The 24,026-nt window shown below is 67.3% G+C and carries 23 protein-coding genes and 2 riboswitches; of the genes, 20 read left to right on the top strand and 3 right to left on the bottom strand.

All coding sequences use genetic code 11. The features are described from left to right. Position 1 precedes the first annotated feature (1 nt). From AC1DC5_RS13685 to AC1DC5_RS13630, 12 genes are all read left to right on the top strand, one after another. Positions 2-817: a motility protein A gene (locus AC1DC5_RS13685; protein WP_476865501.1), complete on the top strand. Its 816-nt coding sequence runs from the start codon at positions 2-4 to the stop codon at positions 815-817. Beyond that, positions 814-1,641 carry an OmpA/MotB family protein gene (locus AC1DC5_RS13680; RefSeq protein ID WP_476865500.1) on the top strand — a complete coding sequence of 276 codons (828 nt, stop codon included), beginning with the start codon at positions 814-816 and terminating at the stop codon, positions 1,639-1,641. The genes AC1DC5_RS13685 and AC1DC5_RS13680 overlap by 4 nt, the downstream gene beginning before the upstream one ends. 97 nt (positions 1,642-1,738) lie before the next feature. Beyond that, positions 1,739-2,635, top strand: coding sequence for a flagellar motor switch protein FliM (locus tag AC1DC5_RS13675; RefSeq protein ID WP_476865499.1), 897 nt, complete (start codon positions 1,739-1,741; stop codon positions 2,633-2,635). Continuing rightward, positions 2,632-3,360 carry a flagellar motor switch protein FliN gene (fliN, locus tag AC1DC5_RS13670; RefSeq protein ID WP_476865498.1) on the top strand — a complete coding sequence of 243 codons (729 nt, stop codon included), beginning with the start codon at positions 2,632-2,634 and terminating at the stop codon, positions 3,358-3,360. Before AC1DC5_RS13675 ends, fliN begins: the two co-directional genes overlap by 4 nt. Then, positions 3,361-3,939: a flagellar biosynthetic protein FliO gene (fliO, locus tag AC1DC5_RS13665; RefSeq protein ID WP_476865497.1), complete on the top strand. Its 579-nt coding sequence runs from the start codon at positions 3,361-3,363 to the stop codon at positions 3,937-3,939. 89 nt (positions 3,940-4,028) lie between these two features. Next, on the top strand, positions 4,029-4,862 hold the full coding sequence (fliP, locus tag AC1DC5_RS13660; RefSeq protein ID WP_476865536.1) for a flagellar type III secretion system pore protein FliP: 834 nt from the start codon (positions 4,029-4,031) through the stop codon (positions 4,860-4,862). Next, positions 4,859-5,134: a flagellar biosynthesis protein FliQ gene (fliQ, locus tag AC1DC5_RS13655; RefSeq protein WP_224048616.1), complete on the top strand. Its 276-nt coding sequence runs from the start codon at positions 4,859-4,861 to the stop codon at positions 5,132-5,134. The genes fliP and fliQ overlap by 4 nt, the downstream gene beginning before the upstream one ends. A gap of 1 nt (position 5,135) precedes the next feature. Continuing rightward, positions 5,136-5,894, top strand: coding sequence for a flagellar biosynthetic protein FliR (locus AC1DC5_RS13650; protein ID WP_441404975.1), 759 nt, complete (start codon positions 5,136-5,138; stop codon positions 5,892-5,894). Beyond that, a complete protein-coding gene (locus tag AC1DC5_RS13645; protein WP_476865496.1) occupies positions 5,894-6,973 on the top strand; it encodes an EscU/YscU/HrcU family type III secretion system export apparatus switch protein in 1,080 nt (359 codons plus the stop codon). The genes AC1DC5_RS13650 and AC1DC5_RS13645 overlap by 1 nt, the downstream gene beginning before the upstream one ends. 37 nt (positions 6,974-7,010) lie before the next feature. Then, positions 7,011-9,056, top strand: a complete 2,046-nt coding sequence (locus AC1DC5_RS13640; RefSeq protein WP_441404973.1) for a flagellar biosynthesis protein FlhA — start codon at positions 7,011-7,013, stop codon at positions 9,054-9,056. Next, the gene (locus AC1DC5_RS13635) at positions 9,034-10,098 is read left to right on the top strand and encodes a hypothetical protein (RefSeq protein ID WP_476865495.1); all 1,065 of its coding nucleotides are present in this window, start codon (positions 9,034-9,036) and stop codon (positions 10,096-10,098) included. Before AC1DC5_RS13640 ends, AC1DC5_RS13635 begins: the two co-directional genes overlap by 23 nt. 79 nt (positions 10,099-10,177) lie before the next feature. Beyond that, positions 10,178-10,441 (top strand): carbon storage regulator, encoded by a 264-nt coding sequence (locus tag AC1DC5_RS13630; RefSeq protein ID WP_441404971.1) that lies wholly within the window; start codon positions 10,178-10,180, stop codon positions 10,439-10,441. A 20-nt stretch (positions 10,442-10,461) separates the two neighbouring features. Here AC1DC5_RS13630 and AC1DC5_RS13625 read toward each other — a convergent pair whose 3' ends face one another. Next, entirely contained in the window at positions 10,462-11,016 is a 555-nt protein-coding gene (locus AC1DC5_RS13625; protein ID WP_476865494.1) for a flagellar protein FlgN, read from the bottom strand. A 226-nt stretch (positions 11,017-11,242) separates the two neighbouring features. Between AC1DC5_RS13625 and AC1DC5_RS13620 the strand changes: the two genes are divergently transcribed. Together AC1DC5_RS13620 and AC1DC5_RS13615 are read left to right on the top strand one after the other, a co-directional pair. Next, positions 11,243-12,061, top strand: coding sequence for a sigma-70 family RNA polymerase sigma factor (locus AC1DC5_RS13620; protein ID WP_441404969.1), 819 nt, complete (start codon positions 11,243-11,245; stop codon positions 12,059-12,061). 197 nt (positions 12,062-12,258) lie between these two features. Continuing rightward, a complete protein-coding gene (locus AC1DC5_RS13615) occupies positions 12,259-12,738 on the top strand; it encodes a Dps family protein (protein ID WP_441404968.1) in 480 nt (159 codons plus the stop codon). 94 nt (positions 12,739-12,832) lie between these two features. Here AC1DC5_RS13615 and AC1DC5_RS13610 read toward each other — a convergent pair whose 3' ends face one another. Next, positions 12,833-14,494 (bottom strand): MFS transporter, encoded by a 1,662-nt coding sequence (locus AC1DC5_RS13610; RefSeq protein WP_476865493.1) that lies wholly within the window; start codon positions 14,492-14,494, stop codon positions 12,833-12,835. Between the two features lie 70 nt (positions 14,495-14,564). Here AC1DC5_RS13610 and AC1DC5_RS13605 point away from each other — a divergent pair, with 70 nt between their 5' ends. The 6 genes from AC1DC5_RS13605 to AC1DC5_RS13580 all read left to right on the top strand — a co-directional run bounded on the left by AC1DC5_RS13605 (position 14,565) and on the right by AC1DC5_RS13580 (position 23,381). Continuing rightward, positions 14,565-15,104 carry a TetR/AcrR family transcriptional regulator gene (locus AC1DC5_RS13605; protein WP_441404966.1) on the top strand — a complete coding sequence of 180 codons (540 nt, stop codon included), beginning with the start codon at positions 14,565-14,567 and terminating at the stop codon, positions 15,102-15,104. Between the two features lie 138 nt (positions 15,105-15,242). After that, a riboswitch (glycine riboswitch) is annotated at positions 15,243-15,341 on the top strand. 1 nt (position 15,342) lies between these two features. Beyond that, positions 15,343-15,459: riboswitch (glycine riboswitch) on the top strand. Positions 15,460-15,498: 39 nt separating this feature from the next. Then, positions 15,499-18,381 (top strand): aminomethyl-transferring glycine dehydrogenase, encoded by a 2,883-nt coding sequence (gcvP, locus tag AC1DC5_RS13600; RefSeq protein WP_476865492.1) that lies wholly within the window; start codon positions 15,499-15,501, stop codon positions 18,379-18,381. 13 nt (positions 18,382-18,394) lie between these two features. Beyond that, a complete protein-coding gene (gcvT, locus tag AC1DC5_RS13595) occupies positions 18,395-19,528 on the top strand; it encodes a glycine cleavage system aminomethyltransferase GcvT (protein WP_476865491.1) in 1,134 nt (377 codons plus the stop codon). Positions 19,529-20,106: 578 nt separating this feature from the next. Then, positions 20,107-20,490: a glycine cleavage system protein GcvH gene (gcvH, locus tag AC1DC5_RS13590; RefSeq protein ID WP_441404963.1), complete on the top strand. Its 384-nt coding sequence runs from the start codon at positions 20,107-20,109 to the stop codon at positions 20,488-20,490. Beyond that, a complete protein-coding gene (gene glyA / locus AC1DC5_RS13585; RefSeq protein ID WP_476865490.1) occupies positions 20,487-21,815 on the top strand; it encodes a serine hydroxymethyltransferase in 1,329 nt (442 codons plus the stop codon). Before gcvH ends, glyA begins: the two co-directional genes overlap by 4 nt. Before the next feature lie 168 nt (positions 21,816-21,983). Further along, positions 21,984-23,381: an L-serine ammonia-lyase gene (locus tag AC1DC5_RS13580; protein ID WP_476865489.1), complete on the top strand. Its 1,398-nt coding sequence runs from the start codon at positions 21,984-21,986 to the stop codon at positions 23,379-23,381. A gap of 15 nt (positions 23,382-23,396) precedes the next feature. Here the strand turns inward: AC1DC5_RS13580 and AC1DC5_RS13575 are convergent, their stop codons facing one another. Then, entirely contained in the window at positions 23,397-23,891 is a 495-nt protein-coding gene (locus tag AC1DC5_RS13575; RefSeq protein ID WP_476865535.1) for a TspO/MBR family protein, read from the bottom strand. Positions 23,892-24,026: the final 135 nt, after the last annotated feature.

Genomic DNA, 24,026 nt, shown 5'->3' with positions numbered 1-24,026 from the left:
CATGGATCCCGCAACAGTCATAGGACTGCTCCTCGCCTTTGGCTCCCTCATCGTTATGGTCCTGCTGGAAGGCGGCAGCCTCTCCTCACTGCTGCTGCCCGCTCCCATGATTCTCGTTTTCGGGGCCACCCTGGCCATCGGGCTCGCCGGCAACACCCTCAAGGACGTCATCCAGGCGTTCAAAGCAGTGCCGGCGATGTTCATCGGGAAAACCGCGAAGCCGCAGGACAGCATCGACCAGATGGTCCGGTTCGCGGAAAAGGCGCGCAGCGAGGGCCTGCTGTCCCTCGAGGAAGAAGCCGCCAGCGTCAACGATCCCTTCCTTGCCCGGGCCCTGCAGAACATCGCTGACGGCACCGACGCCGAAGACCTCCGGATGCAGATGGAGGATGAAATCGACACGAAGGCGCGCAGTGACCACTCCAACTCGAAGTTCTTCGCGTCCCTCGGCGGCTACGCCCCCACCGTCGGCATCGTCGGAACCGTCGTGTCCCTGACCCACGTCCTGGAAAACCTGTCCAAGCCGGACGAGCTGGGGCACATGATCGCCGCCGCGTTCGTTGCCACGCTCTGGGGGCTGCTGTCCGCCAACTTCATCTGGCTGCCCTTCAGCGGACGCATGGCGCGGCTGTCCGAACTGGACATCGAACGCCGGACGCTGCTCATGGAAGGGATGCTCGCCGTGCAGGCCGGCGCCCAGCCGCTGTTGCTCGCCGAGCGGCTCCGCTCCATGGTTCCCGAGCACCAGCTTAAGAGCTCCGGAAGCGGCCGCAAGGCGGCTGCCGGCGACGCTGAAACGATGGACGCTGCGGCGTGAGTGGCCGCCGGCGCCCCCGCAAGAAACCCGAAGAGCACCACGTCGACGAACGCTGGATGGCGTCCTACATGGACATGGTCACGGTCCTCATGTGCCTCTTCATCGTCCTCTATGCCATGTCCACGGTGGATGCGAACAAGTTCGAGAAACTCCGCAATTCCCTCGCCACCGGCTTTGGAGCCGTCGCAAGCGAAACGGTGGACACCGCCGAGGGCACAGTGGTACCGCCGGAATTCGTGGACGAACACCTGGAAGCCTTCGCCGCGATGAAGGCGCAAGATTCAGCGGCGGCCCCCGACGCCCTCGCGGCGGCCCTCAAGGAAGTGGACCGGCTGCGTGCCCTGGAGGAGCAGATGAAGGCAGCCCTGGCAGCCGCCGGGCTCAGCGAAAACGTTGAGTTCCAGATCGACCAGCGCGGGCTCACGGTCAAGCTGGTCGGCTCCCAGACTTTCTTCGCACCGGACCGGCCGGAACTCACCGAGCGGGCCTCCCAGGTCCTGAAAATCATCTCGCCCATCCTCGGGCCAGCGGCCCTGGAGATCATGGTCGAAGGCCACGCGGCCAACGGCGTGACCGCCTACCCGTCCACGTGGGAGCTCTCGTCGGCACGTGCGGTGAATGTCCTGCGCTATATGGTGGACCGCGGCGGAATCGCCCCGGGAACCATCGGCGCCGTCGCCTTCGGCTCCGCGCGGCAGGTCAACGACGATTCCACGCCGGAGCTCATGGAGCTGAACCGCCGGGTCGACATCGTGATCATCTCGGACCAGCCCGACGTCGTCCGGGCACTGATTCCGGAAGTGCTGAAGCACAGCCAAAAATAGCGACTGTAATGCCTGCAATAGTGCAGCCTGAATTGCCACTTGGATTGCCTCCGGCATACTGCTTACGCCACGCGATCCCTTGCCGATAGTGGCAACCGTGAGTGTTTTGGATGAGCGGGAAGTGGTGCGGGAGCGGACGGTAAGCGTCTACGACTTCCGGCGCCCCGCGACGCTCGCCCGCGAACACAGCCGCGTCCTGGAACTCGCCTTTGAAACCTATGCCCGCCAGTGGGGAACCCAGCTGACCGCCAAGGTCCGCGTCAAGTCCGTGGTGCGGCTCGAAGACGTCAGTATGCTCAGCTACGACGAATACGCCGCCTCACTGCCCGCGGTCACTGCGATGGTGCTGTGCACAGTGGAGGGCCACGATTCCAAGCTCGTGGTGCAGTTCCCCGCCCCGGCCGCCCTCGGCTGGGTGAACCGGATGCTGGGCGCCTCGAACGATGCGCCCATGCCGGACCGCAAGTTCACCCAGATTGAACAGGCCCTGGTCAAAGGCCTTATGGACGAGGCCCTTGAAGACCTTGGCTACTCCCTGGGACCGCTGCTCAGCGAAACCGTACGGGTGGACACCATCCAGTACAACTCCCAATTCGCCCAGGCCGCAGCCCCCAGCGAACTGATGATCGTCGCGGCATTCACCATGAACGTCGGCGACATGAGCGCCCCCGCCACCCTGGCCGTCCCCGCGAGCATCCTGCTGGGCCGGCTCAAGAAGGTCAACCCGACCGACAACCGCGGAGATGCCGCAGCACGCGTCACCGCCCAGCTGGAACGGGTCCCGGTGGAACTTTCCGTCCGGCTTTCGACGTCGTTCGTCACCCCCAGCCAGGTCCTGGGCCTCGCGGTGGGCGACGTCCTGACCTTGCCGCACCTGGAAAACCGTCCGTTTGACCTCACCCTGGACGGCACGCGGCTCGCCACTGCCGCCCCGGCCCGCAACGGGTCCCGCGCGGCCGCCGTCATTGTCACAATCGAGGAGAATCACCGATGAGCATCACCCTGACCAGGCACGAATCGTCGGCGGAACGGCTCGTTGAAGAACTGCCGAGCCCGGTTGCGCTCAAGGTGCTGGCCCTCGTGCCGGCCCGTGCCGCCGCGCCCTACGCCCGCCAGGCCGTCACCGCGACCTTCGTCGGCTCCGTTACCGCAGACCTTGCCCTGATGCTGAGCGACCGCACCTTCCTCGACGAAGCCGCGGGTGGTATGGCGGGGACCCAGCCCGGCGTCGTCTCGGTGACCGACGTGCTGCGCCCTGCGATGGAAAGCGCCAGTTCCGTGTTCGGCGCCGGGGTCCTGAGCGACCTGCGTGAGTCCGATGCCTCCGGGCTGCTTTCGGACCCCGACACCGCCGTCTTCGAGCTTTCCGACGGCTCCAACGCCGCCGCTTGGTTCGCCGTCCGCCTCCGGGAGCACAGCACCAGCCAGGACCGTGCCGGGGACGTGTTCGCCGGCGGCGAGGCCGTAGCCGGCCGGCTCGGACGGATCAACAACATCGAAATGGCCCTGACCGTGGAGATCGGCCGGACGCGGATGTCGGTGCGGGACGTGCTCTCGCTCGAACCGGGCAAGATCATTGAACTCGACCGCTCGGCCGGTGCCCCGGCAGACGTCCTGCTCAACGGCCGGCTGATCGCCCACGGCGAAGTGGTGGTTTTGGACCAGGACTACGCCGTCCGGATCACCCGCATCCTCGACGTTGCCGAGGGGCTCAGCTGAATGGACGCACTGATCCTCGGGCTGCGGGTATTCGTGGCCCTGGGCGCGGTGCTTGGCCTCATGTGGTTGCTGCAGCGCCGGCTCGGCAAAGGCACCGGGCGGCGGCGGGCTGACCGTGCCCTGACCATTGTCAGCCGGCAGAGCGTCGGCCAGAAGGCCTCCGTGGTGGTGGTCGACGCCTCCGGGCAGCGTTTCCTGCTGGGCGTCACCGAACACGCCGTCAACGTCCTGCACACCGGCGACATTCCGGCCGAAGCCGAAGAAGCGTCGGTTCCTGAAACCCGCCGCGGAGCCGGCGAATTCGCCCGGGTCCTTTCCGGGTTCGGCGCGCTTCCCAGCGGGCAGTCCAGCTTCGAAGAACTTCCCGGCGACGGCAGCGAAGACCCTGCCGGCTCCAGCCCCGGGAACGCCCCGCCGTCCCGCCGCAGCACCCTTCACCGGGACTCCCACGCCCGCGGGCCCGGGCTGCGCGGCAACGCGTCCGGCGCGGCCGGCCACCCGCCCATGCACGGTTCGATCCTTGCCGGCTCCACGTGGAAGCAGGCCGCTGCCGCTCTCAGGAGCGGACGACGCAATTGAGCTCCCTGACTTTCCGCTCCGCCCCGGCAGTTTCGGCTGCCCCCACGCTTCCGCCCGTCGCTGCCGCTGAGACAGCCCGGCCGGGCTCCATCCAGCCGGCCCCGTTCCGATTTGGCAGGGCCGTGGTCCTGGGCCTTGCCGCCGTCCTTTTCGCGGTGCTGCTGCTGTGGCTGAACGCCTCGGCCGGCCACGCCGCCCCGATCGACCCCACCCCGCCGGTCGCCCCGACGGATCCGGCGAACCCCGGCGGCGGCAACGTCAACATCGAGATCAACGGTCTCGACGGCAAACCGTCGACGGCGGTCCTGACCCTGATCGGCATCACCCTGCTCTCGGTGGCGCCGGCGCTGCTGCTGATGATGACGTCGTTCACGAAGATCTTCGTGGTCCTGGCGATGACGCGCAACGCCCTGTCGCTGCCGTCCATCCCGCCGAACCAGGTCCTCGCCGGGCTGGCCCTGTTCCTCTCGATTTTCGTTATGTGGCCGGTCATTAACGAGATGAACACGCTCGGGATCCAGCCTTACCTCAACGGCACCCTGGACTTCAACGGGGCCGTGGGCGCTGCCAGCGGCCCGCTGCAGCAGTTCATGCTGGCCCACACCCGGGAAGAGGACATCGCCCTGATGTCCCGGGCCGCCGCACAGGAGAACCCGGCAACGCCCGAGGCCGTTCCCATGCAGACCCTCATTCCCGCTTTTATGATTTCGGAACTGCGCGCCGCGTTCATCATCGGCTTCGTCATCTTCATTCCCTTCCTCGTGATCGACCTCGTGGTCTCCGCGGCCCTTATGTCCATGGGCATGATGATGCTCCCGCCGGTGATGATTTCACTGCCCTTCAAGATCCTGCTTTTCGTCCTGGTGGACGGCTGGGGCCTGATCATCACGTCCCTCATCCAAAGCTATGCAGGCACCGGATGAACGCCAACGCCGTCCTGGACATCTGCCTCCAGGCCATGATCGTCGCGGCCAAGCTCTCGGCCCCCGTGCTGGTGACAGCACTCGTGGTGGGGCTTGCCATCGCGCTGCTGCAGTCCATCACGCAGCTGCAGGAAGCCACCCTGTCCTTCGTGCCCAAGGCCGCGGCCGTGGCCGTCGCCCTCGTGATCTGCGGCCACTGGATGATCTCGGAGATGGTCGCCTTCACCAACGATCTGTTCGCCAAGATCCCGGCGCTGCTGGGAGGCCTGTGAGGTGGGCATACCGATCGACCCGACGTGGCTGGAAGCGGTTCTGCTGGCCACCGTCCGGATGACGGCTTTCCTGATCGTGGCTCCGCCCTTCGCGTCTCAGGCCTTCCCCGGCCGCGTGAAGGCCATGCTCGGGCTGGGACTTGGCCTTGCGGTCTCCCAGTGGGTGTCCGCCGGCTACACACCGCGGGACACAGCCGGCTTCATCACGGGGGTGGTCCTCGAGCTGGTCACCGGGCTGGCTCTGGGTTTCCTGGTGCTGGTGATCTTCTCCGCCGTCCAGTCCGCCGGCAGCCTGATCGACCTCTTTAGCGGATTTCAGCTGGCCCAGAGCTTTGACCCCCAGATGAACGTCAACGGCGCTCAGTTCACCAGGCTGCTGCAGATGGCCGCGCTGGCGTTGCTGTTCGCCTCCGACGGATACCAGCTGGTCATCACCGGGCTCACGGGCAGCTTCGTGGCACTGCCCCTGGCCGGCGGCATCGATCTGGCCCAGCCGGTCCAGGCCATGACGTCGGCGGTCACCGGCATGTTCCTCGCCGCTGTCCAGATCGCCGGGCCGCTCGTGGTGGTCTTGTTCCTCGCCGACGTCGGGCTGGGCCTGCTGACCCGTGTGGCCCCGGCGCTCAACGCCTTCTCGCTCGGCTTCCCGCTCAAGATCCTGATGACGCTGATGCTGGCCGGGTTCATGTTCCTGGCGCTGCCTAGAATCGTCTCCAGTCTCGCCAACCAGGCCGCCAAGACTGTGCTGGGGGTGGGCTGATGTCGGATTCACAGGAGAAAACCGAAGAGGCCACCGACAAACGGATGAAGGAGGTCCGCTCCAAGGGCCAACTTTCCCGTTCCCAGGACCTCACCGCGTGGGTCGGCGTCGGCGCCGCCGCCATCATGATTCCGGCCACCGTTGAACGCGCCTCGAACGCCGCCACGGACCAGCTCTTCAGCGTCCGCGGCATAGTTGCGGCCCCGGACCCGGGCAAGGCCGTCAAAGCGTTGGAGGACGGTCTCGCCTCCATGGCCGGGATCGTCGGCCCCATGCTGATTGTGGTGTTCATCGTGGTCCTCGCCGGGTCCGCGCTGCAGGGCGGCGTGCACATGAAGAAATTCAAGCTGGACTTCGAGCACTTCAAACTTCTCGAGGGCCTGAAGCGCGTCTTCGGCACCCAGGCGATCTGGGGCGGCGTCAAGGCGCTGCTGAAGGCCAGTGTGGTGGGGCTGGTCCTCTACGGCGTCGTGCAGGGGCTGGTTCCGGTGTTGCTGACGGCGGGGGGAATGCCGGTCTCGGGGGTTGTGCAGGCCGCGGGAGGCGGCATCGCCTCGCTGGTCCAGTTTGCCGTGGCGGCCGGCATCGTGCTGGCGGTGGCGGACTTCTTCGTCGTGATGCGCCGTAACCGCAAGAAGACCAGGATGTCCAAGAAGGAAGTCCAGGACGAGAACAAGAGCAGCGAAGGCGACCCCCTGATCCGCTCGCAGCGGCGGGCCCGGCAGATGGCGATGAGCCGGAACCGCATGATCGCGGCGATCGGGGACGCCGACGTCGTGCTGGTCAACCCCACACACTTTGCCGTGGCGCTTAAATACGAACCCGGAAAGTCCGCCCCACGCGTGGTGGCCAAGGGAGCCGGCCACATCGCGGCCAGGATCAGGGAAGAGGCCGAGGCGAAGAACGTGCCGATGGTCCAGGACATTCCGCTGACCCGGGCCCTGCACAGCGCCTGTGACCTGGGCCAGGAGATCCCGGTGGATTTCTACCGCGCGGTGGCCGGCGTCCTGGCCTTCGTGATGTCGCTTAAGGCCCGCGGCGCTGCCAGCGGGATGCACCGGATGGCAACTGCCGTATGAACACTGCTCCAACCAGCGTCTGTGAAAGGACCGCATCATGAAGAAGTTCGCCCCGCTGACAGTGCCAATCGGCATCGTCGGTATTGTGCTGCTGCTGATTGTTCCGGTGCCCGCGCCCCTGCTCGACGTCCTCATCGTCTGCAATATCCTGCTGGCGCTCCTGGTCCTCCTGACCAGCATGTTCGTGAAGAAGCCCCTGGACTTCTCGGTGTTCCCCTCCCTTCTGCTGGTCGCCACCCTCTTCCGGCTGGGCCTGAATGTCGCCTCCACCCGGCTGATCCTGGGGGAGGCGCACGCCGGGCAGGTCATCGAGGCGTTCGGCCAGGTGACCGTGGGCGGCTCCATGATCATCGGCGCCGTCGTGTTCCTCATCCTTGTGGTCATCCAGTTCATCGTGGTCACCAAAGGTGCGGAGCGCGTGGCCGAAGTCGGCGCCCGCTTCACCCTCGACGCGATGCCGGGCAAGCAGATGGCGATCGACGCCGACCTCAATGCCGGGTTGATCACGGACACCCAGGCCCGCGAACGCCGCGCCGAAGTCTCGGCCGAGGCCGACTTCTACGGCGCCATGGACGGCGCCTCGAAGTTCGTCAAGGGTGACGCCATTGCCGGGCTGATCATCATTATCATCAACTTCGTCGGCGGCATCGCGATCGGCATGCTGCAGGGCGGCATGGAGATCGGCGACGCCGTAAACACGTACGGCATCCTGACCATGGGCGACGGGCTCGTGACCCAGATCCCGGCATTGCTGATGGCAGTCTCCACGGGCATGATCGTGACCCGATCCAACGCCGAAGCGGACATGGGCCGCACTGCGTCCACCCAGCTGCTGCAGTCACCCAACGCGCTGATGATCGCCGGCGTCGCGGCCATCGCGATGGCCCTCATCCCCGGCATGCCGCCGCTGCCGTTCATCCTGGTCGGTGTTGGCCTGCTGTTGGCATCGCGCCGGATCGCGGCCCAAAAAGCGCAGGAGGCAAAGACCCTGGACGCCGAGGCCAGTGCCCTGAATTTCCCGGAAATGGATCCGAACGAGAAGCTGCTCGAGGACATGCGCGTCCATCCGGTGGAGATCCTGCTCGCCCCCGACCTCGTGGATATGGTCTCCGGCGCCTCCGATGACCTGCTGGCCCGGGTGAGGTCCCTGCGGCACAAGATTGCCATGGAGCTGGGCCTGGTCATTCCGCCGGTCCGCACCAGAGACAGCGTGGACCTGCCCCCGGCGAGCTACTCAATCCGGATCGCCGGAGTCGAAGCTGGCGCCGGCACCGCCCCCAGCGGCCAGATGCTGGCCCTGGGCGACAGCCTCGACTCGCTCCCCGGCATCGCGATGATTGAGCCTGTGTTCGGGCTGGCCGGGAAATGGATCCCGGCGGAAATGCGGCACAACGCGGAGATGACCGGCGCCACCGTGATCGACCGTGTTTCGGTCCTGGTCACGCACCTGTCCTCGATCGTCACGGCCAACGCCGCCCGGCTGTTGTCCCGCGAGGACGTCCGGGTCCTGACCGAGGGAGTGCGGAAGCAGAGCCCCTCCGCCGTCGACGAACTCACCCCCGCGCTGCTCTCCCTCGCCGAGTTGCAGCGCGTGCTCCAGGGCCTGCTGGATGAGCAGGTGCCCATCAACGACCTGGCCAGGATCTACGAGGCGCTCACCCTCCGCGCGAAGGTCTCCACCGACCCGGAATCACTGGTCGAATCCGCGCGGCAAGCCCTCGGCCCGGCGCTGACGGCCAAGTTCATGGACGGCCCGGTGCTGAACGTGATCATGATCGACCCCGTCCTGGAACAGCACATGCTCGAGGACATGCGGCCCGCCGAGGGCGGCAGCCAGATCGTGATGAACCAGGACAGGCTCGACGCAGTCCTCCGCTCGGTGCGTTCCGCCGTCGACTCCGCAGCGGCCGCCAACCGGCCGGCCGTGCTGGTCTGCGCGCCGGCGCTTCGCCCCGCAGTCCGCCGCCTCGTGGGAGCGCAGCCTGGCTCGGTGCCGGTACTGTCTTACCGCGAAGTCACTTCAGCCAACGTCCGGATCGAAACAGTAGGAGTCGTTCGCCATGCAGAACCGCTTTCGGCTTAAGGGCGCCTCGCTGGAGGAGATCCGCCGCAAGGCGGAACAGCAGCACGGCCCCGCGGCACGCATCGTCTCGGCGGAACGGGTCATCAGCCCAGGGATCGCCGGACTCTTCGCCGGCGACCGTTACGAGGCGATCGTCGAGGTGGTGACGGGGCACGAGGTGGTCACCGGTGAGGTGGTTCCCGATCCCGACATCCTGGCCGAGGCTGACGCGCCGGCGGCACCGCCGGTAGAGGCTGCAAAGCCCGCGGGGGCTGCGCCCGCCCACGACTTGAAAGGCGCCGCAATTGCGGCCCTGCTCGAGGAAGCCGACGCCGCGGAATTGAGCCTGCACCGCCCCGGCAACGCCGGGCTCTCGACGGAGTCCCCGGACTTCGCTGATCTGCTTGAACAGCTCGGCACCGGCCTGCGCGGCCCGGCCGCCGCCCCGGGTGTCCCGGCCAGCCGCAACCGGCAGGACTCCGGGGCCACTGCCCCGGCTCCTGGCGCAACCGAACTGACGTCCGGCGCTGCGGCTCCGGCAGCACCGGCGCCCGCCCCGGCCCAGGTCCTCGAGTCCGTGCCGGTGCCGCTGAGCGGTACCGGTGATCTGGTGGTCCTGGTCGGGCTCGACGACGACGCACTGGACACGGCCCTGGCGATGTCCACGGTCGCCGGCGGCGCCGATGTGCGCACGGCAGGCAAACTGTCCGCCTATGGCCATCTGCACGTGGAAGGACGCCAGGGCGCGACGGCGGCCCGCGCCCACGCCGTGATGACGGACCAGACCGTGCTCGTGGCCTTCGGCCTCGGGAAAGCCCGCGATGCCCTCGCCCGGCTCCAATCCGTCGCCATGCTCTCCGCCGACCAGCTGTGGGTAGTGGTCGACGCCGGACGCAAACAGGAGGACACGGCGCGCTGGGTCGGTGTGCTCGCCGCGCAACTGGACATCACCGGGGTAGCGGTTGTCGGGGCGGCGGAGACCGCCACTCCGGAAACCGTCAACACGCTTGGACTGCCGGTGGGTTGGATCGACTCCGGCCAGGCCCGTTCGGTCAGGATCTGAGATGCGCGGCACGATCCAGGCACCACACCAGCAGCAGGATACGTCGGCAGCTCAGCACAGCGAAGGGTAGATTGAGAGGATGCTGGTACTTACACGCAAGCCGGGCGAACAGATCATGATCGGCGACGGGATCGTCATCACTGTTCTCGAAGGCCGCGGCGACGGTGTTCGGATAGGCATTGAAGCACCCCGCGGGGTGCCGATCCAGCGCCGGGAAGTCATTGAAGCCATTGCCGCGGCGAACCTGGCGGCGGCTGAAGCGGGCGCGGAATCCGGCCCGGACACGGAAGACGCGCTGCGCGGGCTCCTGCCGCCGTCGGCCCCAGCCCCCGCCGCGGACTGAATGCCGGGACGGGAACCCGGTCAGCCGCGGTTGCCGCCGAGGTACTGGTCCAGGAGGGGCTGTTTGGTCCTGCGGGTGACTGCCAGGGCGCGCTCAATGTTCCCCGCCGTCGTCAGCTGATCAAGAACCCCAGCGGTGTCCGCCTGCACAGGCGCGGCGTCGCCGTTGCGCGGACCGGCCGACGCGCCGGATGCCACTGGACGGCTCAGGTTGCGCAGCGTGTCCTCGCTGGTCCGGGCGGCATCGTTGAGCTGCCGGAGCAAAGTGCGCAGACCGTCCAGATGATCCTGCAGGACTTCGGCCCAGGCGCCGGGCGGTGCCCCCGCGACGAGCTCATTCAGCGTCGCCTGGGCGGGCAACCCCCACTCGGCCGCCACCGCTGCCGACTCGACACTCCGTGCCAGCGCTTCAAAGCGCAGCCGGTCAAGGACGCTCTCCACTTCGGAGGCGGTGAAGCTCAACCACTGCAGGTTGCCGGCCAGGACATGGAGACGCTGCGTCTCCAGCCTGAATAAGAGCAATTCCAGCTGACGGCGCTCCTGCCAGAGAGCCGCCGAAAGATCACCTGCACCCATGGGCCCCATTCCCCTTGCCGCCCCCGGCCGAGAAGCCTTACCGCATTTTCAGCCAAGCTTTTCCCTGAGGTTACACGCAGAGAGGGGATCAGGTGATAGGTTTCGTTCTGGGTGCTGCGCCCGGGTTTTTGAACTCCGACTTCCATGGGGGAGCACGGGGCCCATTTCGGGTGCGGCTCTCGGTCTTTTAAGGCTGCCGGATCCTGTCTCATGGGGGGACATTCTATTGAATCGCGTGGAACGCAACGAGATGGTCACACAGCATCTTCCGCTGGTGGGCTACCTCGTCTCAGACTTGTGCTCAAAGGCGTCACACCTTTCTCGCGATGACCTGGCGTCGGCGGGCGCCATTGCCCTGATCACCTCGGCGGACTCCTTCGACCCGGACCTCGGGGTGCCGTTCGGTGCTTTTGCGCGCCGGCGGATCCTGGGTGCTTTTGCCGACGAGATGCGGGCGAGCGACTGGGCCACCCGCTCGGCGCGGCGCCGGATCAAAGAAACGATGTCGGTCCAGGAAACCCTCGCCGCAGCCCTCGGGCGCACCCCCAGCGTCGACGAGATCGCCGCGGCCCTCGGTGTCCAGCAGAGCGTCGTCGAGGCAGCCCTCGCCGATGCCTCCCGGACGCTGACGCCCCTGGATGAAGCCGTCGTTGACACGCTGGCCGCCGAGACCCTGACCCCTGAACACTCCGTGCTCGCGGACGAGCGGCTCCAGTACCTCCGCGCGGCGGTGAAGTCCCTCCCCGAACGGATGCGCTACGTCGTCGAGGAGATCTACTTTGGCGACCGGACCGTCAAGGATCTGGCCGCGGAACTTGGATCTACCCACGCGGCGGTCTCCCAGCAGCGCGCCGAGGCCATCCGGCTCATGCGTGACGGCCTGACCGCGCACTATTCGGACGATCCCGGGCAGGGCTTCGAACCCCAGTCGCGGATCACCCCGAAACGCCGAAATGACTACCTTGCCCAGCTGGCAGAGACCACCACGGGCGGCATTACGCGGGCGATCTTCCCGCAGGGGCCGGTGCTCAACCAGGCGGTCTGAGCGGTTTCGGACGTCCTCCCCGGCCGGTAGTAAGCCGACTTAGTAAGCTGACCGAGAAATTCTTCCAGGGGCGTCGCGTCCCTCTATGCCCTGGGGTAGCGTCGGTAGCATCGAATCCAGCGGTATCGAACGCAATAGCGGCTTGGTAAAAGCGGATTCAACAGTCGCAACGGTATCGGACTTACTCAGGAGGACGCATGAAAGCATCACCAACGCTCACGACGAACCTGCAGGCAGTGCTAGTAGACCTGATCGAACTTCACGTTCAGGGCAAGCAGGCGCACTGGAACATCGTCGGGACGAACTTCCGGGACCTCCACCTTCAGCTGGATGAGATCATCGACGCCGCCCGCGCCTTCGCGGATGACCTGGCGGAGCGCATGCGTGCCCTGCACGCCCTCCCCGACGGCCGCAGCTCCACGGTGTCCAAGTCCACCTCGCTCGCTGAATTCCCGGCCGGCCTGATCAACACGAAGGACGCCATCGAGCGGATCGTCGCCGCCCTCGAGGCCGCCGTCGGAACCATGCGCAAGGTTCACGACGAAGTGGACGAGGAGGACCCCACGACGGCGGACCTGCTGCACGAGTTCATCGCCAAGTTTGAGCAGTACGCGTGGATGGTCAACGCCGAGACGATGCGGGCCAACGCCAGCGTCACCACGGCGGACAGCAAGTAGCAGCCGCCAGCAGTTTCAGCGCCCGGCGCCGGTTCCCACCGGCGCCGGGCGCTCGGCATTTAATCCTGGTCTCCAAGATGCAGAGTCCTACGGACTACCGCGCCGTTGGCACCTTCCGAAGGACGACGGCGGCGAGGACTGACGCTCCCGTCATCAAGACCAGCGCGATGGCTGCCGTGATGTGGACGCCCGAGTCGAAGGCGGCGCGGGCTGCGGTCATTACCGCGTCCGCCAGCGGTCCCGGGAGAGCTTCGGCCAGTTCCACGGCACCGGCAAGGGTCTCGCCGGCCTGGGCGGACGCCTCGGCGGGGGCGCTCTCGGCGACGGCGGCGGGCAACCGGAGATTGCCCTGGTAGGAGGCCGTCAGAATCGAGCCCAGGATGGCGGTGCCGAGCAGTGAGCCGATTTCGTAGCCCGTCTCGGAAATTGCGGCCGCCGCGCCGGATTTCTCCGCGGGTGCGGCGCCCAGGATCAGGTCGTTGGAAATGGTTTCAGCGGCGCCCACGCCGAGGCACAGCACCAGCAAGGCCGCCAGCAGCAACGCGGGGCCGTTGCCATGATCGCCGAAGGCCACCAGGAAGTAGCCCGCGGCGCTCAGGAGCAGCCCGCCGGCCACCACGAAACCGGGCCGGACCTTCTTCACCAGCGGGACCACCAGCAAGCCGGCCGCCACGGTGGCGATCAGGGCGGGAACCATGGCGACGCCGGATTCCGAGGGGGACTGGCCCTCGAGCAGCTGCAGGTGCTGCGCGAGGAACAGGATGAAGCCGTTGAAGGAGAACAGCGCCAGCACGTTCGCGATGATGGCGGTGCTGAAGACCCGGTTGCCGAAGAGGCTGATATCCAGAAGCGGAGCGGTGCGGTTCCGTGCCCCGGCGTCAGACGGTGCCGTCCTGTTCTGTGCCGGACCGCTTTGTGCCGGGGCTGCCGGCAGCAGGTGCCGCTGGCGCCGGATGAAGACGTAGCCCATCAGCAGGCCAAAGCCGATGGCGGCCAGCGGTTCCGCGGCCAGTCCGTGGGTGGCCAGGATCTTGATGCCATAGACCACGGGCACCATCACCAGCAGGGACAGGATGATGCTGGGCACGTCCACGCGGCCAGGATTCGGGTCGCGGGATTCCGGGATCAGGGCCGGCCCCAGGACCAGCAGCGGCAGGATGATCGGCACGGCCACGAGCAGGATCGCGCCCCACCAGAAGTGCTCCACCAGCCAGCCGCCGAAGATCGGGCCCAGCGCGGCGCCGCCGGAGAAGCCGGCGGCCCAGATGGCCACGGCCAGCCGGCGCCGGTTGGGTTCGGGGAAGATGTTGCGGATCAGGGAAAGGGTGGAGGGCATCAGCATGGCGCCGAAGAACCCCAAGCCTGCGCGTCCGGCGATCAGCCATTCGGCGCTGGGGGCGAAGGCGGTGACCGCCGAGACGGCAGCGAAACCCGTGCTGCCGACGAAGAGCAACCGGCGGCGGCCGATCCTGTCCCCGAGGCTACCCATGGCCACGAGAAGACCGGCCAGGACCAGGGGATAGGCGTCGACAATCCAGAGCAGCTCGACTCCGGTGGCGTCGAGGCTGCGCGCGATGGCCGGCAGCGCAAAGGTCAGGGCCGTGTTGTCGACGGCCACGAGCAGCACCGGAAACATCAACAGCGCCAGCGCCAGCCAGTCGCGCCACGGGGCACGCGGTGCATGGCTGGTTGTTGCCCCGGCGGCGGACTCGCCAACTGCGCCGGTGCTGTTGCGGGTGAAGGAAGTGTTGCTCATGGACTTAACTGTACCGTCTGGACGGTACAGTTAAGAAATGAAGCCCCCGCCAGGGGGCATGATAGGACCCATGGCCAGAAAACCCGTCGCCCGCGAAGCCGTCCTCGACGCGTTCGAATCCCTGCTGATCGAAGAGGGCGAGCGTGCCGCGACGCTGGATGCCGTGGCCCGGCTTGCCGGCGTCTCCAAGGGCGGGCTGCTGTACCACTTCCCCAACAAGGAAGCGATGATCTCCGTTCTGCTGGAACGGCTGGACCGGCTGCTCGCCGAGGACCTCGCTGCCATGGCCGCCGCCCCCGAAGGCGCTGCGGCGTTCTTCATCAAGTCCTCGGTCTGGGCTGACACGCCGCTGGACCGGGTCTTCGTCGCTGCCACCAGGCTCGCTGAGGTGGCCCATCAGGAAACCCTGCGGCGGATGGCCGCCGTGCAGGCGTCCTGGCTGGAACTGCTGGCGGCCGACGTCGGCCCTGCCATGGCCAAGCCGGTCCTTTATATGGGTGACGGGCTGTATTTCAATGCGATGCTGGCCCGCGGGCCAGGGGGATGGCTGCCGGAGGTCGGCCCCGACGTCGCAGGTCTCCTCACTGCCCTCGAGCGTCTCCGCGGCTAAGCCTGCGGCGGCCAGTCCGCCCCCGACGGCGGTCCCAGCGCGTAACTCTCGCAGGGGACCCGCCGCGGGTTTGCGGACGCGGGCCGGGCGTAGGACAATGAGAGCTGTGACTGTTGTCACGCCAAGTTAATATGCCTTTGATCTGCGGCGGGAGAGTTCTGCTTGTAGGTGCAAGCGGGCGCCGTAGGAGCAAATCCTCCCCAGGAATCTCTCAGGCCCATGTACCGCCGCGGCAAGGCAACTCTGGAAAGTAGCAGGCTGTCTTCTGACATGCTGTGCTCACCGACGGTGCAAGCGGAGCCATGCGAGAGCACGGTTGCGCGGAAACTCTCAGGTCCAATACAGAGCGGGGAGGAACCCGAGTCAATGTGGCGTACCCTGCGCCGCCTTAGTTATGGAGTTCCTTGTGACTGTTACCTCAGCCTCCACGTCCTTCGTTGACCGGCACATCGGCGCCCGCCGTGAGTCCGACGTCGACGCCATGCTGAAGGCTGTCGGCTATGACACCGTCGACGCCCTCGTGGACACCGCCGTTCCGAAGGACATCCGCCAGGACTCCCCGCTCTCGCTCGGCGCAGCGCTCAGCGAAGTCGAAGTCCTCGCCGAACTGCGCCAGCTGGCCGCGAAGAACAAGACCGCGGTCCAGATGATCGGCCAGGGCTACTACGACACGGTCACTCCGGCCGTCATCCGCCGGAACATCCTCGAGGCCCCGGCCTGGTACACGGCCTACACGCCGTACCAGCCGGAAATCTCCCAGGGCCGGCTCGAGGCGCTGCTGAACTTCCAGACCATGGTCCAGGACCTCGTGGGACTGCCGATCGCCAACGCCTCGCTGCTGGACGAAGCCACCGCCGTCGCCGAGGCCGTGCTGATGATGCGCCGGGCGAATAAGAACAAGGCCGCCCACGACGGCAAGACCGTCCTCGACGCCGACTGCCTCCCGCAGACCATCGCGATCGTCCAAGGCCGCGCCGAGGCCCTCGGCTTCGAGGTCGAGGTCGCGGACCTCTCCAAGGGACTGCCCGACGGCGTCATCAACGGCGTCGTCCTCCAGCAGCCCGGCGCCGCCGGGCGCGTGTTCGACCACACCGCCGTGATCGCCGAGGCCAAGGAACGCGGCGCCCTCGTCACCGTCGCCGCTGACCTGCTCGCGCTGACCCTCATCACGCCGCCCGGCGAGCAGGGCGCCGACATCGCCGTCGGCTCTACCCAGCGCTTCGGTGTTCCGCTGTTCTTCGGCGGCCCGCACGCCGCCTACATGGCGGTCCAGAAGGGCCTCGAGCGGTCCATGCCAGGCCGCCTCGTTGGTGTCTCCAAGGACAACGCCGGCGTCCCGGCCTACCGCCTCGCGCTGCAGACCCGCGAGCAGCACATCCGCCGCGAGAAGGCCACCTCCAACATCTGCACCGCCCAGGCGCTGCTGGCCATCGTGTCCTCGTTCTACGCCGTCTACCACGGCCCGGACGGGCTGAAGGCGATCGCCGAGACCGTCCACGGCCACGCCAGGACCATCGCCGCCTCCCTGAAGGCCGCCGGCCTGAACGTGCTGCACACGTCGTTCTTCGACACCGTGACCGTCTCGGTGCCCGGCAAGGCCGCCGAAATCGTCGCGGCCGCCGACGCCAAGGGCATCAACCTGCGTTCCATCGACGCCGACACGGTCGGCATCTCCGCCGATGAGGCCACGACGGCGGCAATCGTCGCCGACGTCGTCGCCGCGTTCGGGGCTGGCGTCGCAGACAGTGACGCCGGCTTCGCCCTGGACGCCGCCGTCGAGCGCACCTCCGACTACCTCCAGCACCCGGTCTTCAACACCCACCGCTCCGAAACCCAGCTGCTGCGCTACATCCGCCGCCTCTCGGACCGCGACCTCGCCCTGGACCGCACCATGATCCCGCTGGGCTCCTGCACCATGAAGCTGAACGCCACCGCCGAGATGGAAGCCATCTCCTGGCCGGAATTCGCCTCCATCCACCCCTTCGCCCCGGAATCCCAGACCGCGGGCTGGCGCGAACTGATCGAGGACCTCGAAGCCCAGCTCACGGAGATCACCGGCTACGACCAGGTCTCCATCCAGCCCAACGCCGGATCCCAGGGAGAGCTCGCCGGCCTGCTGGCCATCCGCGGCTACCACCTTTCCCGCGGGGACGAACAGCGCAACGTCTGCCTGATCCCGGCCTCGGCCCACGGCACGAACGCGGCCTCAGCCGTGCTCGCCGGCATGAAGGTCGTTGTCGTCGCCACCGCCCCGGACGGCACGATCGACCACGCCGACCTCTCTGCCAAGATCGAGCTGCACAAGGACGCCCTGTCCTGCATCATGATCACCTACCCGTCCACGCACGGGGTGTACGACGCCGACGTCCGCGAAGTCTGCGACGCCATCCACGCTGCCGGCGGCCAGGTCTACATCGACGGCGCCAACCTCAACGCCCTCGTCGGTCTGGCCCAGCCCGGCCTGTTCGGCGGCGACGTCTCGCACCTGAACCTGCACAAGACCTTCTGCATCCCGCACGGCGGCGGCGGCCCCGGCGTCGGCCCGGTCGCGGCGAAGGCCCACCTGGCACCGTTTATGCCCGGCAACGCGGCGGATCCGGCCAACGGCGAAAGCGGCACGCCGATCTCCGCCTCCCGCTACGGCTCGGCCGGTGTGCTGCCGATCTCCTGGGCGTACGTGAAGCTCATGGGCGGCCAGGGCCTCACCGAGGCCACCAAGTCCGCCCTGCTCGCGGCGAACTACATCGCCTCCCGCCTGAACGACTTCTTCCCGGTGCTCTACACCGGTGAAGGCGGACTCGTAGCCCACGAATGCATCCTGGACCTGCGCGAGCTGACGGCCAAGACCGGCGTGACCGCCGAGGACGTCGCCAAGCGCCTCATCGACTATGGCTTCCACGCGCCCACCCTCGCGTTCCCGGTGGCGGGCACCCTGATGGTCGAACCCACCGAGTCCGAGGACCTCGGCGAGATCGACCGCTTCATCACGGCCATGATCGCTATCCGCGCCGAAATCGACCAGGTGGCCCACGGCGACTTCACCGTGGAGCACAGCCCGCTGCGCAACGCACCGCACACCGCAGCAGCCGTCATCAGCACCGACTGGGCGCGCGAATACCCGCGCGAACAGGCCGTCTTCCCGGTGCACACGCTCCGCCAGGACAAGTACTTCCCGCCGGTCGGCCGGATCGACGGCGCGGCTGGCGACCGCAACCTGATCTGCTCCTGCCCTCCCCTCGAAGCCTTCGAGGACCATTCCGACGACTCCGCCAACTGAAGGACAGCGAACGATGACTGAGAACTACACGGCCCTTTACGAAGAGCACAAGAAGCTCGGCGCCTCCTTCACGGACTTCGGCGGCTGGCAGATGCCGCTCAAGTACAGCTCCGAACTCGCAGAGCACCACGCCGTCCGCAAGTCCGCGGGCCTGTTTGACCTCTCCCACATGGGAGAAGTCTGGGTCACCGGCCCGGATGCCGCAGCCTTCCTGGACTACGCCCTCGTCGGCAAGATCTCCGCGATGGCCATCGGCAAGGCCAAGTACTCGCTGATCTGCAACGAGGACGGCGGCATCATCGACGACCTCATCACCTACCGCCGCGGCGAGCAGAAATTCCTGGTGGTCCCCAACGCCGGTAACGCGAAGATCGTCGCCGCGGCCCTCGCCGAGCCCGCTGGTGCATTCGACGTCACTGTCGAGGACGCGTCCGCCGAAACCTCGCTGATCGCCGTGCAGGGGCCCAAAGCCGAGGAGATCCTGCTGCGCCTGGTCCCCGCCGCGCAGCACGAGCTCGTCACCGGGCTGAAGTACTACGCCGCCGTCGAAGTACCGTTCATGTTCGGCGGCGCCAGCCAGGACCTCCTGCTGGCCCGCACCGGCTACACCGGTGAAGACGGCTTCGAAATCTTTGTCGCAAACGACGGCGCCGCCGCCCTCTGGCAGGCGCTCGTCGCCATCGCCGAAGACGGCGAACTGACCGCTGCCGGGCTCGCGTCCCGCGACTCGCTCCGCCTCGAGGCAGGCATGCCGCTCTACGGCAACGAGCTCTCCCTCGACGGCGACCCGTACGCCGCCGGGCTGGGCCCGATTGTCGCGCTGTCCAAGGAAGGCGACTTCGTCGGCAAGGCCGCCCTGGCCGCGAAGAAGGAAACCGGCGCCGGATCCACCACGGGCCGCAAGCTCGTGGGCCTCAAGGGCCTCGGACGCCGGGCCGGCCGCGGCCACTACCCGGTCCTCAAGGACGGCAACACGGTCGGCGAAGTCACGTCCGGCCAGCCCAGCCCGACCCTCGGCTACCCGGTCGCGATGGCCTACGTCGACGTCGAGTTCACCGAACCCGGCACCGCCCTGGACATCGACCTCCGTGGCAAGGCCGAGCCCTTCGAAGTGGTCGCACTGCCTTTCTACAAGCGCCAAAAGTAGCCCGCGGGTGCCGGTCCCTGAGCCCTGGCTGGCTCCGGGACCGGCCGGCCGGGTTTTCACGCGTGCTCGCTCGCTTGACCCGCCGTCCCCCTAACCTCGCAAGCTCGGTCAGGGAACCCGGACGGCGGTCACTCGCTTAGACGCACGCTTTCGAAAACCCAGTCGACCGGGCCCTCGATATCGGCTCACCGCCCGAACCCAGCACCTTGGAAAGCGCCTTCGAAAGCCAAAAGTGCTGGAGGATGAACCGCCTGCCGAGGGTCGGCTCGTCCCAACGGTGTACTACGCCAAGCTCGATCATTGGGGGTTGAGCTTGACGACACCCTTGAAGCCGGGGGAGCAGCCAGGCCCCAGAAGAATACGAACGGCCACTGTTCTTTCCGGAGAACCGCTGGCCCCGAAAACTGAACTGAATAATGGCGGATGAGGGGATTCCGGAAGCGTGCGTCTAAGGGAGCGTCGCGTCCGCCCAGCGGGCGCCTTCGCGACCGAGCACGCGGAGGAATTGCCTCATCCGCCACCAAAACCCAGCCACAATTGATGTAGCCCACGACTCTTCAAACGCAAAGGAAAAACAAATGGCAAGAGTTGCCCCTGAACTGCAGTACTCCGACGAGCACGAGTGGGTTGCGCGGGAGGCCGGGAACGTTGTGTCCATCGGCATCTCCGCCGTCGCCACCGATGCCCTCGGCGACATCGTCTACGTGGACCTGCCCGAAGTTGGCGCCACGGTGACCGCGGGGGAGACCTGCGGCGAGGTCGAGTCGACCAAGTCCGTCTCGGACCTGTACTCGCCCGTCACAGGCGAGGTCACCGAGATCAACCCCGCCGTCGTCGACGATCCCGCCCTGATCAACAGCGATCCCTACGGCGCCGGCTGGCTCTTCAAGGTGGCTGCCGAATCGGACGGCCCGCTCCTCTCCGCGCAGGAGTACGCGTCGAAGAACGGCGGCGAGCTGTGAGCGCCGCTGCCGGCGCCGTAACCGGCACGTTCGAGCAGGTAGTCTCCCCTTCCCTGGACGCGGACCTGTCCGCGCTGGATCCGGAGATCGCCGCGAAGATCGACGCAGAGCTGACCCGCCAGCGGGACGGCCTGGAGATGATCGCCTCGGAGAACCACACGGCCAAGGCCGTCATGCAGGCGCAGGGCTCCGTGCTGACCAACAAATACGCCGAGGGCTACCCAGGCAAGCGCTACTACGGCGGCTGCGAACACGTCGACGTCATCGAGCAGCTCGCCATCGACCGGGTCAAGGCCCTGTTCGGCGCCGAGTACGCTAACGTCCAGCCGCACTCCGGCGCGCAGGCCAACGCCTCCGTGATGCACGCCCTGATCCGTCCGGGCGACACCATCATGGGCCTGAACCTGGCCCACGGCGGGCACCTCACCCACGGCATGAAGATCAACTTCTCCGGCCGCCTCTACAACGTCATCCCGTACCAGGTCCGCGAGGAGGACCACCGGATCGACTTGGCAGAGGTGGAGCGTCTGGCCCAGGAGCACAAGCCGCAGCTGATCGTTGCCGGTTGGTCCGCGTACGCCCGGCAGCTGGACTTCGCCGAGTTCCGCCGGATCGCCGACTCCGTCGGGGCATACCTGATGGTCGACATGGCCCACTTCGCCGGGCTCGTCGCCGCAGGGCTGCACCCCTCACCGGTGCCGCACGCCCACGTCACCACCTCCACCACGCACAAGACTCTCGCCGGTCCGCGCGGCGGCATCATCCTCTCCAACGACGCCGACATCGCCAAGAAGATCAACTCGGCCGTGTTCCCCGGCCAGCAGGGCGGCCCGCTGGAGCACGTCATCGCCGGCAAGGCCGTGGCCTTCAAGATCGCCGCGTCCCCGGAGTTCAAGGAACGCCAGGAACGTGTGCTCGCAGGCGCCCGGATCCTCGCCGACCGGCTGGTCCAGCCGGACGTCACCGCCAAGGGCATCAACGTGATCTCCGGCGGCACCGATGTGCACCTGGTCCTCGTGGACCTGCGCAACTGCGAACTGAACGGCCAGGAAGCCGAGGACCGCCTCGCGGAAATCGACATCACCGTCAACCGCAACGCCGTCCCGTTCGACCCGCGCCCGCCGATGGTCACCTCGGGCCTGCGCATCGGCACCCCCGCGCTGGCCACCCGCGGTTTCGGCGAGGCGGCTTTCGCGGAAGTTGCGGATATCATCGCTGAGGCCCTGATCGCCGACGCCGGCGCCGACCTGTCCGGTCTTCGCTCCCGGGTGGAGGCCCTCGCTTCCGCCCACCCGCTCTACCCCTCGGTTGATAACCTCGCCTAAGGGACGTATTACAGAAGTAGTAGCAGTACAGATCACGACGCCGGGCCGCCGCCACAAGCTGCCGCCCGGCGTCGTGCATCCGGCGGCACTGCCGCCAACCGGCGGCCGCACCGCCTTCCGGCAGGACCCCCTGCCGGGCCACAGTTAAAAGCCAGTTAGGAACCGACAATGGCCGTTGGAGTCTTCGACCTCTTTTCCATCGGAATAGGACCATCCAGTTCACACACGGTGGGACCCATGCGGGCTGCCGCAGTGTTCGCCGAGGAGCTCAAGGCTTCTGGGGTGCTGGACCGGGTGGCATCGCTGCGCGTTGACCTCTACGGCTCCCTCGCCGCCACCGGCCACGGCCACGGCACCATGACCGCGATCCTGCTCGGCCTGGAAGGCTTCCACCCCGAGCTGATCCTCCCCGAGGAAGTCGAGGAACGGCTCGCCGCGATTGCCGAGACTGGAAAACTGCAGCTGGCAGGCTCCGTGCCGCTGCCCTACGGCGTCAAGGACATGATCCTGCGCCCCCTGACCATCCTCCCGCGGCACACCAACGGCATGACGTTCACCGTCTCCGACGCCGGCGGCGAAATCCTGCACTCCGCCACGTTCTTCTCCGTCGGCGGCGGCTTCATTGTCCGCGAAGGCGAGGAGGACGCCGCGCTCAAGGAACTCGACGAATCCAAGAAGGAACTGCCGCTGCCCTTCCGCACCGCCGCGGAGCTGCTGGGCCGCTGCCAGTCCAAAGGCCTCTCCATCGGCGAGATCATGTTCGTCAACGAGCGAGCCTCCCGCACCGAAGAAGAGATCCGCGAAGGCCTGCTGCACATTTACTCGGTGATGGAAGGCTGCGTCGAAGTCAGCCTCAAGCGCGAGGGGCTGCTGCCCGGCGGACTGAAGGTCCGCCGTCGCGCCCCCGACTGGCATGAACGCCTCATGAAAGAGGACAAGGACCGGGACCCGAAGTACTGGCAGGAGTGGGTCAACCTGATTGCCCTCGCCGTGAACGAGGAAAACGCCTCGGGCGGCCGCGTGGTCACGGCCCCGACCAACGGCGCCGCCGGCATCATCCCCGCCGTGCTCTACTACGCCCTGCACTTCGCCCCCGGCATGGACAAGGCCACCCAGGCCGACCGCGACGACGTGGTGGTCAAGTTCCTGCTGACCTCCGCCGCCATCGGGGTGCTCTACAAGGAGCAGGCCTCGATCTCCGGCGCCGAGGTCGGCTGCCAGGGCGAGGTGGGCTCGGCGTCGTCGATGGCCGCCGCCGGCCTGGCCGAAGTCATGGGCGGAACCCCGCAGCAGGTGGAAAACGCCGCGGAAATCGCGATGGAACACAACCTCGGCCTGACCTGTGACCCGATCGGCGGGCTCGTGCAGATCCCCTGCATCGAGCGCAATGCCATCGCTGCCGCGAAGGCCATCAACGCCGCCAAAATGGCCCTGTGGGGCGACGGCACGCACCGGGTGTCCCTCGATGAAGTCATTGTGACCATGCGGGAGACCGGCAAGGACATGAGCTCCAAGTACAAGGAGACCGCGATGGGCGGCCTCGCCGTGAACGTGGTGGAGTGCTGAGACAGCTGTTCAGCGTCAGTTGTGCAGCGCCGCCCAGAGGTTCAGCGACGCGGCGAACACGATCCAGGACAGGTAGGGCAGCAGCAGCAGACCGGCCGTCCGGCTGATCGGTCCGAAGTAGAGGATGGTGACGGCAACGGCCGCCGCGAGGGCGACGATAATGCCAAAGGCGATCCACAGCGCGGAAGTGCCGAGCACCGGGTACAGGCCGAAGAAGACCGGCGTCCACAGCAGGTTCAGGACCAGCTGGACGGCATAAGCCGTCAGGGCGGGCCGCGTTCCCTCGGTCCGACGGCGCCAGACCAGCCAGGCGGCCACGGCTATTGCGGTGTAGAGGAGGGTCCAGACCGGCCCGAATACCCAGTTCGGCGGTGACCACGGCGCCTTGTCCGCGGTGGCGTACCAGCCGTTGACGTTGTTGGCGGTGGCAAGCCCGCCGAGCCCTGCCACCAGGGCGGAAGCGGCGAGGAAGGCCAGCAGTCCCAGCAGTTGGGGACCCAACGCGCGCATCGGGGCCGGGTGTCCCTGGCGTCCGGATCCTGTGGCAAGAGATTGTTGGTCAGACGGCATGCTTCCAGCGTAGCGGCTCCGTTCCGGGCCGGCGTCTGGCCGGACCACGGACCGGACGACGGGCCGGACCACGGA

The sequence above is a fragment of the Arthrobacter sp. 10L424 genome (assembly GCF_056395325.1).
Note: the sequence above shows the minus strand (reverse complement) of the source record. Positions and strands in the feature narration are given on the sequence as shown.

What these genes read in the sequence shown, in the direction of transcription:
- AC1DC5_RS13605 (WP_441404966.1), top strand. Translation starts at nt 14,565, where the DNA reads ATGGCCAGAAAACCCGTCGCCCGCGAAGCCGTCCTCGACGCGTTCGAA.
- AC1DC5_RS13630 (WP_441404971.1), top strand. Translation starts at nt 10,178, where the DNA reads ATGCTGGTACTTACACGCAAGCCGGGCGAACAGATCATGATCGGCGAC.
- gcvP (WP_476865492.1), top strand. Translation starts at nt 15,499, where the DNA reads ATGGAGTTCCTTGTGACTGTTACCTCAGCCTCCACGTCCTTCGTTGAC.
- fliN (WP_476865498.1), top strand. Translation starts at nt 2,632, where the DNA reads ATGAGCATCACCCTGACCAGGCACGAATCGTCGGCGGAACGGCTCGTT.
- AC1DC5_RS13635 (WP_476865495.1), top strand. Translation starts at nt 9,034, where the DNA reads ATGCAGAACCGCTTTCGGCTTAAGGGCGCCTCGCTGGAGGAGATCCGC.
- AC1DC5_RS13615 (WP_441404968.1), top strand. Translation starts at nt 12,259, where the DNA reads ATGAAAGCATCACCAACGCTCACGACGAACCTGCAGGCAGTGCTAGTA.
- fliQ (WP_224048616.1), top strand. Translation starts at nt 4,859, where the DNA reads ATGAACGCCAACGCCGTCCTGGACATCTGCCTCCAGGCCATGATCGTC.
- AC1DC5_RS13645 (WP_476865496.1), top strand. Translation starts at nt 5,894, where the DNA reads ATGTCGGATTCACAGGAGAAAACCGAAGAGGCCACCGACAAACGGATG.
- AC1DC5_RS13640 (WP_441404973.1), top strand. Translation starts at nt 7,011, where the DNA reads ATGAAGAAGTTCGCCCCGCTGACAGTGCCAATCGGCATCGTCGGTATT.
- AC1DC5_RS13610 (WP_476865493.1), bottom strand. Translation starts at nt 14,494, where the DNA reads ATGAGCAACACTTCCTTCACCCGCAACAGCACCGGCGCAGTTGGCGAG.
- gcvT (WP_476865491.1), top strand. Translation starts at nt 18,395, where the DNA reads ATGACTGAGAACTACACGGCCCTTTACGAAGAGCACAAGAAGCTCGGC.
- AC1DC5_RS13580 (WP_476865489.1), top strand. Translation starts at nt 21,984, where the DNA reads ATGGCCGTTGGAGTCTTCGACCTCTTTTCCATCGGAATAGGACCATCC.
- AC1DC5_RS13685 (WP_476865501.1), top strand. Translation starts at nt 2, where the DNA reads ATGGATCCCGCAACAGTCATAGGACTGCTCCTCGCCTTTGGCTCCCTC.
- AC1DC5_RS13575 (WP_476865535.1), bottom strand. Translation starts at nt 23,891, where the DNA reads ATGCGCGCGTTGGGTCCCCAACTGCTGGGACTGCTGGCCTTCCTCGCC.
- fliO (WP_476865497.1), top strand. Translation starts at nt 3,361, where the DNA reads ATGGACGCACTGATCCTCGGGCTGCGGGTATTCGTGGCCCTGGGCGCG.
- AC1DC5_RS13625 (WP_476865494.1), bottom strand. Translation starts at nt 11,016, where the DNA reads ATGGGTGCAGGTGATCTTTCGGCGGCTCTCTGGCAGGAGCGCCGTCAG.
- gcvH (WP_441404963.1), top strand. Translation starts at nt 20,107, where the DNA reads ATGGCAAGAGTTGCCCCTGAACTGCAGTACTCCGACGAGCACGAGTGG.